This window comes from Urinicoccus massiliensis (assembly GCF_900120405.1).
GTDB lineage: Bacteria > Bacillota > Clostridia > Tissierellales > Peptoniphilaceae > Urinicoccus > Urinicoccus massiliensis.
The window spans coordinates 535437-550191 of the sequence record NZ_LT635492.1 but is presented as its reverse complement, the minus strand read 5'-3'; the positions used below and the strand labels follow the sequence as shown (position 1 = coordinate 550191).

Below are 14755 nucleotides of genomic sequence, written 5' to 3'. Positions count from 1 at the left end.
TTGGAAAAACTTACAGCAGTTTTAGAGGGCATCCTATTTGCCTGGGCAGATCCCCTGGCTCTGACAGAAATCAGTCGGGTCTTGGACATCCCCCTGCCCCGCCTCTATGAAGCAGCAGAAGACTTGGAAAAAAAATATGCCCAAGAAGATTCGGGTCTCAAGTTAATCCGGGTGAAAAATACCCTTCAATTGTCCACCAAAGAGGACTGTTTTGAAGAAATTGAAAAATTCTTCGAGGACAAGAAAAAGAAAAACCTCTCCAATGCAGGCCTGGAAAGCCTGGCCATTATTGCCTACAAGCAACCAGTGACCAAGGTTGAGGTGGAAGACATCCGGGGGGTCCAATGCGACAGCATCATCAGGACCCTGATGAAGATTGGTTATATTGAGCAAAGAGGGACCCTGGACCGGCCCGGCAAGCCCAGCCTCTATGGAACTACGGACCTTTTTTTAAAGAAATTTGGCTTGAAAAGCATCCAAGACCTGCCGGATATTGACCTTTTTAAAGAAGACTTTAACCTGGAAGATGAGGAAGACTGATGCGGTTACAAAAATACCTGGCCCATGCCGGCCTGGCCTCCCGAAGAAAAAGTGAAGACTACATTTTACAGGGTCGGGTGGCCGTCAATGGGGAAATTATCACCAGTCTAGGGACCAAGGTGGGACCCGGGGACCAGGTGACCTTTGACGGCAAGCCGGTAGACTTGCAGGAAGAAAAAGTCTACTACCTCTTAAATAAACCCGCCGGCTATGTCACCACCAGTTCGGATGAAAAGGGACGCAAGACTGTCCTGGACCTGGTTCCCCAAGAAAAAAGAGTTTACCCCGTTGGCCGCTTGGACTTTAACACCACAGGCCTTTTGATCTTAACCAATGACGGCGACTTTACCTATGCCATGACCCACCCCTCCCATGAGGTGGAAAAATGCTACCGGGTCACCGTCCAGGGGAGACTGGAGGAAAAAGACTTGCTTCCCCTAAAAAAGGGCATCCACTTTCATGGAGAATCCTATGCCCCAGCCAAGTTTGCCAGGGTCCTTCCCGGCAAGAGCCAAAGTCAATTTGACCTTACCATCCACGAGGGGAAAAACCACCAGGTGAAAAAAATGTGTCAGGCCATTGGCTTTAGTGTCAAAAAACTCCACCGCCTATCCCTGGATAACCTGGACCTCAAGGGATTGGACCTAGGCCAATACAGGAAACTCACCCCGGAAGAAGTAAAGGAGTTAAAAGAAGGCCATGCTTGAAGAAAATGCCATTGTCCTCATGCAAAATTTTATTCAAAGATATAAAAAAGAAGTCCATCTAGCTCTTGACCTGACCCTGGGCAGGGGAAAAGACAGCAAGTTTATCCTGGAAACCTACCCCGAAAGTCGGGTCCTGGCCTTTGACATCCAAGAAGAAGCCCTGGATTGGGTCAGGGAAAATTTGAAAAAGCAAGACCGGCTCCAAACCATCTTGGATGGCCACCAAAACCTGGATAGCTACCTGGACCAAGAAGTGGACCTGGTCGTAATGAACCTGGGCTACCTTCCTGGGGGAGACAAGACCATCATCACCAAGGCCGCCACGACAGTTATGGCCATTGAAAAGGCCCTGGAGGCCTTAAAGCTTGGAGGACTCTTTACCCTCCTGGTCTACCGGTCCCACCCAGGAGCCGCAGAAGAAGTAGCCGCCGTGGAAGAATTCATTCGGAGCCTGGACCAAAAAGACTATCGGGTCCAAAGGATTGAATTTTATAACCAAAAAAATCAACCCCCGGTCTTTTTTGCCATTGAAAAAAGGAAGAAGAAATGAAAATTGCCATAATTGGAGGCGGACCTGCTGGTATGATGGCTGGAATTATTGCCAGTCGCCATGGCCAAGTCAGCCTCTTTGAAAAAAATGAAAAATTGGGAAAAAAACTTTACATAACGGGCAAGGGTCGCTGTAACCTTACCAACAACAAGGATATTTCTGAATTTTTTCCGGCTGTGGTTCGCAACCCTGAATTTTTATATTCCGCCTTCTACCAATTTACCAACCAGGACCTGCAAAACTTGATCCCCCTGGATTTTAAGGTAGAAAGGGGAGACCGGGTCTTCCCCCAATCCGATAAGTCCTCCGACGTCATCCGGGCCCTGGAAAAAATCCTCCGGGAGACCGGAGTCCAAGTCTATAAGAATACCCCGGTCCTGGACCTGGAGAAAAAGGATCAATTTATTTTAAAGACCCAGGAGGGGGACCAAGCCTTTGACCGGGTTATTCTGGCTACAGGAGGCAGGTCCTATCCTGTTACCGGGTCCACAGGAGACGGCTACCGCTTTGCCCAAAAATTTGGCCACAGCCTGGTCCCCCTTAGGGGAGGCCTAGTGGGCATCCTCCTGGAAGATTCCTTTGTCAAAGACCTGGAAGGCCTTAGCTTGAAAAACATCAGTCTCAAGGTCCGGGGAGATAGAAAACTTTCTCTTTTCGGAGAAGCCCTTTTTACCGGCCAAGGCCTGTCTGGTCCCATAGCCTTAACCATGAGCTCCTACATCAACCGCTGGAAAAAAGTGGACCTGGCCCTGGACCTAAAACCTGGTCTGACACCGGAAAAATTAGACCAAGCCATCTTGAGAGACTTCCAAGAAGGACCCAACAAGGAAATCCAAACCATCCTGGCAGGCCGCCTGCCCCATAGGCTGGTGGATGTCTTTTTAAGTGTCCTGGACCTGGACCCCCATAAAAAAGTCAACGAAATTACCAAGGCCCAAAGAAAGAGTCTGGTGGAAACCATGAAAAACTTCCCCCTCCACTATAGGGGCTTGGACAAGCTAGACCATGCCATCATCACCAGCGGGGGAGTGGATGTAAAAGAAGTGGACCCCTCCACCATGGAGTCCAAAAAAGTTCCAGGCCTCTACTTTTGTGGCGAAGTCTTGGACCTAGACGCCCTCACCGGGGGCTACAATTTACAAATTGCCTTTTCCACAGGCCACCTTGCCGGGGAAAGTGCCGGGAAAGGATTTGAAAAATCCTGAAAAATTGGATATAATAAGAAAACAGTTAAATGAGCTGAAGAGATAAAATCGCTAACACTTGTTAGTGATTTTTTACCATGGGAGGAATCAAGATGTCCATAGCCATTGACGGGCCCAGCGGAGCCGGCAAAAGTACCATTGCCAAGGCCCTGGCCAAAAAATTAAAGATAGCCTATGTGGATACAGGAGCCATGTACCGGGCTCTGGCCTATGCCTTTATGGATATGGGCAACCCCCAGGACCACCACCGGGCCTTGGAAGAAATGAACTTAAAAATATCCCCAGAAGGGATCTACTATAAAGACAAACTCTTAACCGATGAATTACGGACCGGCCAGGTTTCCAAAAGAGCCTCCGAGCTCTCCAAGGAACCTGCCATTCGGGCCTACCTCCTGGACTACCAGAGAAAACTTGGCAGCGACCAAGACGTGGTCATGGAGGGTAGAGACATTGGCACCGTCGTTTTAAAAGATGCCAAGGTAAAATTCTTTTTAACAGCCTCAGACCAAGTCCGGGCCCAGCGCCGCTACCAGCAAAACCTGGAAAAGGGCATCCAAATCCCCCTGGACCAGGTGGAAAAAGACCTGAAAGAAAGAGACCATAGAGACTGCAACCGGAGCCTGGCTCCCTTAAAACAAGCAGAGGATGCCATAGTCATAGACAACAGCAACTTGACCCTGGAAGAAACCGTGGAAAAAATGGCAGCCATTGTGGAGGCGAAAAATGGGACTCTATAAGTTCTTTGTTATTCTGGCAAAAATCATCCTAAGGATCTTTTATAGAATCCAGGTCCAAGGCCAAGAAAACGCCCTGGAATCCGGGGCCTTGGTTTGCAGCAACCATATCAGCGCCTGGGACCCCATCTTTATTTCAACCTTTTATCCCCACCCCATTAAGTGGATGGCCAAGCATGAGCTCTTTGAAAATAAATTTTTGGCCAAGATCCTGGCCCGGCTGGGAGCCTTCCCAGTCCAAAGAGATAAAAACGACCTTACGGCCATGGGAAAAGCCATCCGTCTGGCAAAAAAAGGCGACAATGTAGGCATCTTTCCCGAGGGAACCCGGGTGAAAAAAAGAGATAAAAACCTGGTAAAGCCCGGAGTGGGCCTCTTGGCCCTTAAGACCCAGGGCCTGGTTTCCCCCATAACCATCCTGGGAAACTACAAAATTTTTTCCAAGATGAAAATCATCATCCATCCGGCCATCAAGGTTCAAGACCTGGTCCAAGACAAGGACAAGGGCCAAGAAATCTACCAAGAAGTGGCCCTGGCCATTATGGATGAAATTTATAAAGTGTAAAGAATAGGTGATGGTATCAAGATTTATTTAGCCCAACATGCAGGCTTTTGCTTTGGAGTCCAAAGAGCCGTAGCCCTGGCGGAAAAAACAGCCCGGGAAGAAGAAAATGTCTACCTAGACGGCCAGTTGGTCCACAACGACCGGGTCAACCAGGACCTAAAAGACCTGGGAGTCCAAGACTTGCAATCAGACCAAGTCCAAGGCGCCACCATTATCACCCGGAGCCATGGTCTGGACCTCCAACGCTTAAAAAACTTTCAAAAAAGCAACAAGGTCATAGAAACCGTATGTCCCTATGTAAAAAAAATTTATGACCGGGTCCAAGAGGCCAACCAAAAGGACTATGGAGTCCTGGTCTTGGGGATGAAAAACCACCCCGAGGTTGAAGGAATCCTGTCTAGAGCCCGGGAGGGCTATGTGGTTTCCGGCCCCCAAGACCTGGAAAAAATTCCAAAAAATAAAAATTATGTCCTGGTTTCCCAGACCACAAACAGGAAAGATTTTTTTAATTCTTTAGTAAATGAGATTTTAGGTGTTTTCACAGGGCATATTTTAGTATATAATACTATTTGTAATGCTACATCTATTCGTCAGGAAGAAACAGAAGCCCTGGCAAAAAAAGTAGATTGTATGCTTGTCCTGGGTGGAAAAAACAGTTCCAATAGCAAAAAACTTGCACAAGTCGCACAAAAGCATTGCAATAAAGTGATTTTTATTCAATCCGTTGGAGAATTAGACCTCGATGGCTTGAAAAAAATAAATAAAATAGGCATTACCGCCGGTGCTTCCACACCGGATTGTGTAATCAAGGAGGCAGTTAACTGTATGGAAAATTTAAACAATGAAGCAATGAACAATGAGATGATGGAGGCCATCGACAACTCCTTTACTCGTGTTCGCAGGGGAGAAGTCGTAGAGGGCGAAGTTTTATTTGTCACAGAGAATGAAGTCATGGTCAACATTGGCTACCGGGCTGATGGGATAATTTCTCGTGAAGAACTATCCAGCGACCCAGACGCCTTGCCAAAAGACTTATATAAACCTGGAGACCAAATCCAAGTTTATGTCATGAAAATGGATGACGGAGACGGCAATGTTGTACTTTCAGCCAAACGCGTTGCAAACATGAAGATTTGGGACGACATGGAAGAAAAATACAACAACAAAGAACGCGTCACCGCCAGCATCAAATCTGTTGTTAAGGGCGGCTTGACTTGCGATGTAGACGGATTAAACGGATTCATTCCAGCATCTCACGTATCCACTCGCTTCCAAAGAGACCTACAAAAATACGTAGGAACAGACATGGTATGCGAAATCATTGACTTCGATAAAAATAAACGTAAATTTGTCCTATCCCGTAAAAACGTTGAAGAAGAAGAAATGGAAGAAGTACGTGACAAGGTCTACAACGAAATCCACGAAGGCGACGTCATTACAGGAACCGTTCAACGTCTAACCAACTTTGGTGCCTTTGTAGACATCGGAGGAGTAGACGGCCTGATCCACATTTCTGAACTTTCCTGGAACCGGGTAAAACACCCATCCGAAGTTGTAGAACCAGGCCAAGAAGTCCAAGTTCAAGTCCTAAAAATGGACCGTGAACGCAATCGTATTGCCCTAGGCTTAAAACAAACCACCGAAAAACCCTGGGATGTCTTCACAGAAGAAGTAAAAGTTGGAGATGTTGTTAAGGGTAAAGTTGTCAACCTACTGGACTTCGGCGCCTTTGTTCGTCTTGATTCCGGCGTAGATGGACTCCTTCACGTTTCTCAAATTTCTAGAGAACACGTAGAAAAACCATCCGACAAATTAGCCATCGGAGATGAAATTGAAGTTAAGGTTACAGACATCAACGAAGAAGACAAGAAAATCAGCCTGTCCATTAAGGCCTTAACCGAACCCAAACAAGAAGAAAAGCCGAAAGAAAAACCGAAAAAAAGAGAACGTAAGATTGAAAAACCCGTTCAAAAACAAGAAGAAAATAACGACTTTACTCTATCCATCGGTGAAATTCTTCAAGGGCAAAAAGAAGACTTCCCTGAAGCTCCGGAAACTTTAACAGAAGAAGCACCAGCTGAAGAAGCTCCTGTTGAAGAAACTGAAGAAGTAACTGAATCTGAAGAAGAATAAGTTAGAGGACTAGGATAGTGCGCTTTCATTATGAGAGCGCATTTTTCCTATCCTAATGGAGGAAATATGCTGATAGAAGTCATTGTAATAGGACTTTTGGTCCAAGCCGTCCTTTGGAAAAAAATAAGCCTGGACCTGGACTACCTCAAAACCATGCTGGGGATCCTGGCCCTCTTACTTGTGCTTCGTTTTATCATCCGCCTAAATCCCCAGGCCCCACAAACCATCTACCGGCTTCAAGGTCCTTTAATCATAGGCCTGAGCCTGCTACTAGTTAGGCAAAAACCCAGACTTGGATTTATACTTTTTAGTATAGGTCTCTTTTTAAATGGTCTCATGTTGGCCCTCTATGGCCGGATGCCCGTGGACCCCTCTGCCCTGGTCCAGGCAGGCCAAGAGTCCGTCCTAAAACTTTTAATCCAAAACCAATCCACCAGCCATTGCCTTATGACCGGTGGCCTCCAGGCCTACTTAGGAGACTGGATCCCCCTGCCCAAGGCCTACCCCTTGGCCCGGGTCATCAGCCCCGGAGATATTCTCATGAGCCTGGGTCTGGCCTACCTACTTATCCTTCAACCCATAGAAAAGGAGATGTCCCATGACTGAATTTATTGCATCTCGCCTCAGCAGCATCCGGATTCGTGACCTGGTCGACATCCTGATCGTTGCCGTGCTTGTCTACAACTTAATTAAAATCCTAAGAGGAACCCGGGCAGAGCAGTTGAGCAAGGGAATTATTTTAATCCTAGTCCTAACCCAAATCAGCGAGAGCCTGGAACTCTACACCATCAATTGGATCCTAAGCCACCTCATTACCCTGGGTATGGTGGCCATCCTCATCGTCTTCCAACCCGAACTCAGAAGAGGCTTGGAATTCATTGGACGGAGTTCCTCCTTCCGCAAGGGCATGGGCCTGGGAGCCAAACGTACTAACGCCCTGGCTACAGAAATCACCTCAGCCGTGGGATCCCTGTCCAGGCAAAAAATTGGCGCCCTTATCGTCATTGAACGCCAAACAGGCCTGAGCGAAATCGCTGACACAGGCACCGCCTTAGACGCCTTTATCTCCTCCGGCCTTTTGATCAACATCTTTATCCCCAACACCCCCCTCCATGACGGAGCCGTCATCATCCGGGGAGATCGGATTGTAGCCGCAGCTTGCTTTTTACCCTTGACAGACAATCGAAACCTGGCCAAAGATTTAGGCACCCGCCACCGGGCCGCCATCGGCGTAAGCGAACGGTCAGACAGCCTGTCCATCATCGTCAGCGAAGAAACCGGAGCCATCTCCACAGCAGAAAACGGAAAAATTTCCAGACACATCGACCTCACCACCCTGGAATACATCCTAGACCAGGTCTACGAACCCAAGGTCCAACCCCTGGAAAACCTAATGGACAAGATAGGAGGCACAGACCATGAAGGAAAAGATTAAAAAACTCAAACAATCCAACCTCATGCCCAAAATTCTATCCCTGGTCATTGCCATCCTCCTTTGGTTTTACGTCATGAACGTCGTGGACCCCCAAACCAGACGGTCCTTTAAAAACGTCCCCGTCCGGATTGAAGGACTCCAAGACCTCCGCCGCCGGGGCCTGACCCTCATGAATACAGGAGACATCCACGTCAACCTAGAACTCCAAGGCAATAGGTCCTACATGGACCGGGTCAACTCCTCCAACATCCAAGCCTACATCAACCTAGAAGGCCTGAGAAAAGGAGAACAAAGCGTCCCCATCCATGTCACCAACTACAACGACAATGTCAAAGTCGTAGGCAAAGACCCCCTAAGCGTAGTCCTAAGCATCGAAGAAAACACCAGCACCCGGGAAGAAGTGGAAATTAAAACCATAGGGACCCTCCCCGAAGGCTACATCATGGGAGACATCAACAAGTCCCAGGAAAGAGTAACCATTTCAGGGCCCAAGTCCTTGACCGACGCCGTCCACTCCCTAGTGGCCTACGTCAACATCAAAGACCGGACCCAAACCACCGTCCTAAGCTGCAAATTAATACCCCTGGATTCCGACCTGGAAAAAATCCAAGGCCTCACCATAGAACCCGCCAGCCTGGAAGTGGAAATCCCCATCTACAAAACCAAAACAGTCCCCGTGACCTTGAACTTTTCCAAGGCCCCGCCGGACCAAATTTCCCAAGACCTTGTTGACATCCAGCCAAAAACCGCTACAATAAAAGGAAACACAGCAGTTTTAAAAGAAATTGAAGAAATCAAAACCAAACCCATATCTTGGGAAAAACTCCAAGAAGGTACCCTCACCAGCATCGAATTGGAAAAACCCCAAGGAGTCAACCTGGTTAACGAAAAACAAATCTACCAAATTCGCTTGAAAAGTTCCCAGTTTGAAGACCGGACCATGACCATTACAGAACCCGAAATCCGCTTTGTCAACGTAGGGCGCGGCCTCCAGGGCCAAATCCTGACCCCCCTACATGGGATCCAAATCCGCCTTAGCGCCGACCGGGAAAAACTCAACGAACTCAACAAAGACAACTTGAAATTCTACCTGGATTGCAAGGGCCTCTCTCTGGGAGACCACCAAGTCACCATAAAAATGACACCCATTGAGGGTGTTCATATATCAAGCATAGAACCCAGCAAAGTCAACATTACCCTAAGTAAAGAATAGGAGGAAACATGAACTATATTGGAGACGGATTGACATTTGATGACATCCTTTTACTACCGGGCAAATCAAATGTCCTACCCAACGAAACAGACCTGACAACAAACCTAACCGAAAAAATCCGGTTAAATATCCCCTTAATGAGTGCCGGTATGGACACCGTTACAGAATCCCAAATGGCCATAGCCATGGCCCGCGAAGGCGGCATCGGCATCATCCATAAAAACATGTCCATCGAAGAACAAAGAGAAGAAGTCGACCGGGTAAAACGGTCCGAACACGGTGTCATCACAGACCCCTTCTCCTTGAAAAAAGACCACCTCATCGAAGACGCCACAAGACTCATGCAACACTACCGCATTAGCGGCGTCCCCATCATCGATACAGAAGGCCACCTAGAAGGCATCATTACCAACCGGGATATCCGCTTCGAAACAGACCTGAAAATTCCCATCCAAGACGTCATGACCAAAGACAACCTCATTACAGGTAAACAAGGCATCACCATGGACCAAGCCCTGGACATCATGAAAAAATACAAGATCGAAAAACTGCCCCTGGTAGATGACCAAAACCACCTCACAGGCCTCATTACCATCAAAGACATCAAAAAAAGCGTCCAATACCCCAACTCCGCCAGAGACTCCAGCGGCCGCCTCTTGGCCGGAGCCGCCATTGGCGTTACCAGCGACGTTATGGAAAGAGTTGAAGCCCTCCTAAGCGCAGCCGTCGACGTCTTCGTTATAGACACAGCCCACGGCCAAAGCGCAGGCGTCTTAAAAACCATCAAAGAAATCAAAAAAACCTACCCCGACATCCAACTCATTGCAGGCAACGTCGCCACCTACCAAGGCACCATCGACCTCATCGAAGCCGGCGCCGACTGCGTAAAAGTTGGGATCGGCCCCGGGTCCATCTGTACCACCCGGGTAGTTACAGGAATTGGCGTTCCCCAAATCTCCGCCGTCCTGGCCTGTGCCAAGGCCGGTAAAGAAAAAAACATCCCCATCATCGCCGATGGAGGAGTCAAATACTCCGGAGACATTACCAAGGCCATTGCAGCCGGCGCCAACGTCGTCATGCTGGGATCCATGTTCGCTGGAACCGAAGAATCCCCTGGAGAAGAAATCTACGTGGAAGGCCGCCACTACAAGTCCTACCGGGGCATGGGATCTTTAGGAGCCATGGACTCCGGGTCCTCCGACCGCTACTTTCAAAACGAAACTAAAAAATACGTCCCCGAAGGCGTAGAAGGTCGGGTCCCCTACAAGGGCAAAACCGGAGACGTAGTCTACCAACTCGTGGGAGGCCTCCGGTCCGGGATGGGCTATGTAGGAGCCGCCAATATTAAAGAACTTCAAGAAAAATCCAGCTATATGAAGATCACCCCGGCCACCCTCCAAGAAAACCACCCCCACAACATCACCATCACCAGAGAATCTCCAAACTATATTTCAAAATCAGACCGTTAAAACCGAGCCGGGATCCAGAGTCCCGGCTCTTTTTATAGGAAGAGGAACCCAGCCATAAAAACCAACCTTCATCCGCCAGCAAGGAAGAGAGCCAAGGCCCTAAAAAAAGTCAAAAAAACTTGCATAAATCAAGTAAATTAGCTATCATTAAAGTAAGAGATACTATCAGAAAACCAAGCAAGAAAAAATCAGACTTGGCCCCGCCGAGATAAAGCAAGCCAAGAGAGAAAACAAGAGAGGAGATAGAATGAAAGACAAGAAAACAAGGACCCTAAAACCCCTGGGCGCCTTCCTTTTAGCCCTGGTCATGGTCTTGACCCATGTCATGGGTGCTATGGACGTGTATGCGGCTGCTGTAAAGAAACCGACAATTAACCCGGTATTCTACGATGCCACGACGATTTCGGGAGCAAATTTAGCAAAAGCTCATGTTAAAGTTGATGGAAAGAAAAAGACTGTAATAGCGACAGTCCATGTAACGTTAAAAGGTGAAGGTGGCACAGTAAAAGCCACTCTTTCTGATAACCCTACTAAGGGAACAACATGGAAGGTAGACTTACCTGAAGGCGTTAAAGTTGCAAAAGGCGATAAGGTCACAGTCTACCAACAAATAGGTGAAGATAAATCACCGGAAGTAAATGTAACTGCACAAGCATCTAAGGCATCTTCAGTTACTCTTAAAATGCCAAGTGGAGAAATTTGGATAGAACAAACTTCATCCAATATAGTTAACGCTGATGAACAAGCAGAAGCTGTTGAAATGTTTAATAATGAAAACACTGCAATAGCCGGTGATATTAGCACAGTTAAGTTTTCTATTAATACTGCTGAACATGCTTATTATGAAGTAACCTATACTGATGGTTCGACATCAGGTAAAGTAGAAGCTCCAAATTTAAAAATAAAACAAGTTACTGAACATTCTAGAGGAGCTACTCTTGGCAGTATTACAATTGTAGACAATGTAATTAAGGGAAAACTATCAGGAGAGAAACCTTTTACTGATATAAAGGTTCAGATTATTTTGAAGCTTAGCGAAGCAGATAAAGGTAAATTTTGTAGTGAAAACAAGTGTACAGTTGACAAAGACTCATCTAAAGCGGTAGATGCAACTGTAGATGGTAAAACAGGAGAATTCACATATACAATTCCAAACCCTGACTTAAAACTTGATCAAGTAGTCGGCGTTACAGTAAAAGAACCCCATAAATTTGTATCTTGTTCTACAACTACTGTAAAACCAGTAATACCTGAAAAGACAGAAGTTAAAGACCCTAGAAAATTAACAGCTAAAGACAAAAAAGCAATTGATGCTGCTATAAGAGCAGCATACACAGTAAATGGAGAATCTAAATTACCAAACGGAACCGGATATTATGAAGAAGTACCGGCAGTTATACAAATTGATGACAGCGGCAATGTCAAGATATTTAGCGGTAATGATGTAGCAGGTGATTGGGACAGTGAAGGGACTTTTGTTCCGAAAACAAATGCAGATGGCTCATACAAGGTAAAGGATGGAGCTGAACCAAAAATAACAATCCCTGCCAAAGACCTGGTGAAAAATATCGCACCTAAATCCCCTGCGATTAAGGTAGATACAGATAAGGGTGAAGTAACTATTACCCCACCGGCTTATAAAGATCTTGGTGATGATACCGACTTGCTGTCTTACACGATTACCTATAAAGATAATTCTGGAGCGAAGAAAACCGTCACCGCAACGCGAGATTTGCAAACCAATAAATGGAGCGGACCTGGTGTTGATGAGAACACCGGTGTGATCACCCTGAGTGTGGAAAAGATCGAACTCGCTGGAACCATCAAGGCAACCGCAAAGGATAATGGTGGTCTTGAAGGTGACACCGATAAGCTCGATTCAGATAAGGCAACCAAGACTCTCGAAACTGCAACTGTTAGCTACGATGCCAACAAAGGCACCGGCGAAATGACAGGTAAGACCGTAAATAAGGGCGCTGAATATGAGATTCTATCCAATGCTTTCAAAGCCCCGGACGACACCCAAGAATTTAAAGCATGGGAAGTAGATGGCAAAGAAGTAGCAGCAGGAGCAAAAATCAAAGTAGATAAAGATACAGTAATCAAAGCTCTTTGGAAAAAGAGCCAAGCAACTGTTAGCTATGATGCCAATGGCGGCAAAGGAACAATGGAAGGTAAAACTGTTGATAAAGGCTCGGACTACACAGTATTACCAAATGCTTTCAAAGCCCCAGATGACACCCAAGAATTTGATACTTGGGAAGTAAATGGAGAAAAAGTAGCGCCAAACACAAAAATCAAAGTAGACAAAGATACAGTAATCAAAGCTCTTTGGAAAAAGAGCCAAGCAACTGTAAGCTACGATGCCAATGGCGGCAAAGGAACAATGGAAGGTAAAACTGTTGATAAAGGATCAGACTACACAGTATTACCAAATGCTTTCAAAGCCCCAGATGACACCCAAGAATTTGATACTTGGGAAGTAAATGGAGAAAAAGTAGCGCCAAACACAAAAATCAAAGTAGACAAAGATACAGTAATCAAAGCTCTTTGGAAAAAGAGCCAAGCAACTGTAAGCTACGATGCCAATGGCGGCAAAGGAACAATGGAAGGTAAAACTGTTGATAAAGGATCAGACTACACAGTATTACCAAATGCTTTCAAAGCCCCAGATGACACCCAAGAATTTGATACTTGGGAAGTAGATGGTCAAAAAGTAGCACCGGGAACCGAAATCACTGTAGAAAAAGACACAGTAGTAAAAGCAATCTGGAAAGACAAGACTTCAGAAGAAACGCCAACGACACAAGAAGAGACATCGGAACCCAAGGTTGAGGTTGGAGATGATAATGTAACCATCACTCCCACCGACAAGGACACCACAAGTGTAACTGTAGAATACAAGGATCCGGAAAACAAGGATAAAAAAATTACCGTAACAAAAGGTGAAGACGGGAAGTTTAAAGGGCCTGAAGGAATTCAAGTGAATCCGGATAATGGGGAAATAACTATTCCAAAAGAGCAGTTAAAGCCGAATACTACTAAGAAAGACATCCAGGCTAGGGCCTATAAGAAGGCCAAAAAACCAGGCAAGTCCTCTCCAGTTCCAGCCATTACCTGGAAGGGTTATTGGTACCTGGGAGCCAACCCGGTACAAGTGGAAACCACCAAGAAGAGTCCTGAAATGGAAATCGGTCGCCACTACAAGTACCTCTATGGTTATGTAGACAAGGCCGTCCGTCCTGAAGGCATGATCACCCGGTCTGAAGCAGCAGCCTTAATTGCCCGCTTGGCCGAATTAGACATGACCGACAAGACCAAACCCAACTTCAAGGACACCCCCTCTGCCTGGTACAATTCAGCCATCAACATCATGGTGAAAAAAGACCTCATGTTTGGCGACAAAAACGGCAATTTCCGTCCCAACGAACCCATTACCCGGGGAGAATTTGCCAGAGCCCTTTACTATATCGACAAGAAAAACGACAAGGTCGCACCCTTTGCCGATGTCAAAGGCCACGAATTTGAAGCAGCCATCAACCAAGCCTATGGAAATGACCGGATCGCCGGTTATCCCGATGGAAGCTTCAAACCCAATGCCTATATCCAAAGGGCAGAAGCAGCCAGAATCTTAAACCAATATGCCAACAGAAATGTCAATATACCGGGAATGGAAGGAGTCAAAAAAGACCTCATCCGCTTTACCGACATCAATGAAAACCACTGGGCCTATTGCGAAATCATGGAAGCAGCCAATAGCCATGAATACCAAAGAGTCAAGGGAAGCCAAGTGGAGACCTGGTTAAGAATTTTGGATATCAAAGCAGATTGGGAATAAAAGTTAAAAGAGCAAGAAAAAGAGTCCCTAGGGACTCTTTTTTCTGTGGGGGTTTGAGATTTTCTGCGTATTTATATTATGCCCTATATCCATATATCTTGTATACGAATACGGGCGACTACAACTTTTCATCAGCTCAAGTTCGCTCTCGCTCCTTTCGCTGTGAAAGACTGCATATGACCTAGCTACGAAATCAAAGATTTCGGCTTAGGTCATGAACAAGGTCGCCCCCACGGACCAACCCCACATTACCAGAAAATGTAACGATTCGATGATTCAGATTGAGAGAAAAAATCGATGAGCCGTTAAAAAAATTCAATGTTTGAGCGAAGCGAGTTTTGAATTTTTAGGCTTGTCGATTGCATC

General features: G+C 46.4%; 12 protein-coding genes. All 12 read left to right on the top strand.

All coding sequences use genetic code 11. The features are described from left to right. The 12 genes from scpB to BQ7400_RS10670 all read left to right on the top strand — a co-directional run bounded on the left by scpB (position 1) and on the right by BQ7400_RS10670 (position 14389). Positions 1-540 carry an SMC-Scp complex subunit ScpB gene (gene scpB / locus BQ7400_RS03020; RefSeq protein WP_072469421.1) on the top strand — a complete coding sequence of 180 codons (540 nt, stop codon included), beginning with the start codon at positions 1-3 and terminating at the stop codon, positions 538-540. After that, the gene (locus BQ7400_RS03015; protein WP_072469420.1) at positions 540-1247 is read left to right on the top strand and encodes a pseudouridine synthase; all 708 of its coding nucleotides are present in this window, start codon (positions 540-542) and stop codon (positions 1245-1247) included. The genes scpB and BQ7400_RS03015 overlap by 1 nt, the downstream gene beginning before the upstream one ends. After that, entirely contained in the window at positions 1240-1797 is a 558-nt protein-coding gene (mnmM, locus tag BQ7400_RS03010; protein ID WP_072469419.1) for a tRNA 5-(aminomethyl)-2-thiouridylate-methyltransferase MnmM, read from the top strand. Before BQ7400_RS03015 ends, mnmM begins: the two co-directional genes overlap by 8 nt. Next, positions 1794-3002 (top strand): BaiN/RdsA family NAD(P)/FAD-dependent oxidoreductase, encoded by a 1209-nt coding sequence (locus tag BQ7400_RS03005; RefSeq protein ID WP_072469418.1) that lies wholly within the window; start codon positions 1794-1796, stop codon positions 3000-3002. The genes mnmM and BQ7400_RS03005 overlap by 4 nt, the downstream gene beginning before the upstream one ends. Positions 3003-3094: 92 nt before the next feature. After that, the gene (gene cmk, locus BQ7400_RS03000; RefSeq protein WP_034439399.1) at positions 3095-3739 is read left to right on the top strand and encodes a (d)CMP kinase; all 645 of its coding nucleotides are present in this window, start codon (positions 3095-3097) and stop codon (positions 3737-3739) included. After that, positions 3726-4301, top strand: coding sequence for a lysophospholipid acyltransferase family protein (locus BQ7400_RS02995; RefSeq protein ID WP_072469416.1), 576 nt, complete (start codon positions 3726-3728; stop codon positions 4299-4301). The genes cmk and BQ7400_RS02995 overlap by 14 nt, the downstream gene beginning before the upstream one ends. 3 nt (positions 4302-4304) lie before the next feature. After that, positions 4305-6434 carry a bifunctional 4-hydroxy-3-methylbut-2-enyl diphosphate reductase/30S ribosomal protein S1 gene (locus BQ7400_RS02990; protein ID WP_342741511.1) on the top strand — a complete coding sequence of 710 codons (2130 nt, stop codon included), beginning with the start codon at positions 4305-4307 and terminating at the stop codon, positions 6432-6434. Positions 6435-6500: 66 nt separating this feature from the next. Next, positions 6501-7040, top strand: a complete 540-nt coding sequence (locus BQ7400_RS02985; protein ID WP_072469414.1) for a DUF5317 domain-containing protein — start codon at positions 6501-6503, stop codon at positions 7038-7040. Continuing rightward, on the top strand, positions 7033-7869 hold the full coding sequence (cdaA, locus tag BQ7400_RS02980; RefSeq protein ID WP_034439390.1) for a diadenylate cyclase CdaA: 837 nt from the start codon (positions 7033-7035) through the stop codon (positions 7867-7869). The genes BQ7400_RS02985 and cdaA overlap by 8 nt, the downstream gene beginning before the upstream one ends. Next, positions 7853-9082, top strand: a complete 1230-nt coding sequence (locus BQ7400_RS02975) for a CdaR family protein (RefSeq protein ID WP_072469413.1) — start codon at positions 7853-7855, stop codon at positions 9080-9082. The genes cdaA and BQ7400_RS02975 overlap by 17 nt, the downstream gene beginning before the upstream one ends. 8 nt (positions 9083-9090) lie before the next feature. Continuing rightward, positions 9091-10551, top strand: a complete 1461-nt coding sequence (guaB, locus tag BQ7400_RS02970) for an IMP dehydrogenase (protein WP_072469412.1) — start codon at positions 9091-9093, stop codon at positions 10549-10551. Between the two features lie 247 nt (positions 10552-10798). Beyond that, the gene (locus BQ7400_RS10670) at positions 10799-14389 is read left to right on the top strand and encodes an S-layer homology domain-containing protein (RefSeq protein ID WP_083553250.1); all 3591 of its coding nucleotides are present in this window, start codon (positions 10799-10801) and stop codon (positions 14387-14389) included. The last annotated feature ends 366 nt before the right edge of the window (positions 14390-14755 follow it).

Excerpts from the sequence above, each read along its gene's own strand:
- BQ7400_RS02995 (WP_072469416.1), top strand. The coding sequence starts at position 3,726 with ATGGGACTCTATAAGTTCTTTGTTATTCTGGCAAAAATCATCCTAAGG.
- BQ7400_RS03015 (WP_072469420.1), top strand. The coding sequence starts at position 540 with ATGCGGTTACAAAAATACCTGGCCCATGCCGGCCTGGCCTCCCGAAGA.
- guaB (WP_072469412.1), top strand. The coding sequence starts at position 9,091 with ATGAACTATATTGGAGACGGATTGACATTTGATGACATCCTTTTACTA.
- cdaA (WP_034439390.1), top strand. The coding sequence starts at position 7,033 with ATGACTGAATTTATTGCATCTCGCCTCAGCAGCATCCGGATTCGTGAC.
- BQ7400_RS02985 (WP_072469414.1), top strand. The coding sequence starts at position 6,501 with ATGCTGATAGAAGTCATTGTAATAGGACTTTTGGTCCAAGCCGTCCTT.
- BQ7400_RS03005 (WP_072469418.1), top strand. The coding sequence starts at position 1,794 with ATGAAAATTGCCATAATTGGAGGCGGACCTGCTGGTATGATGGCTGGA.
- cmk (WP_034439399.1), top strand. The coding sequence starts at position 3,095 with ATGTCCATAGCCATTGACGGGCCCAGCGGAGCCGGCAAAAGTACCATT.
- BQ7400_RS02975 (WP_072469413.1), top strand. The coding sequence starts at position 7,853 with ATGAAGGAAAAGATTAAAAAACTCAAACAATCCAACCTCATGCCCAAA.
- BQ7400_RS10670 (WP_083553250.1), top strand. The coding sequence starts at position 10,799 with ATGAAAGACAAGAAAACAAGGACCCTAAAACCCCTGGGCGCCTTCCTT.
- mnmM (WP_072469419.1), top strand. The coding sequence starts at position 1,240 with ATGCTTGAAGAAAATGCCATTGTCCTCATGCAAAATTTTATTCAAAGA.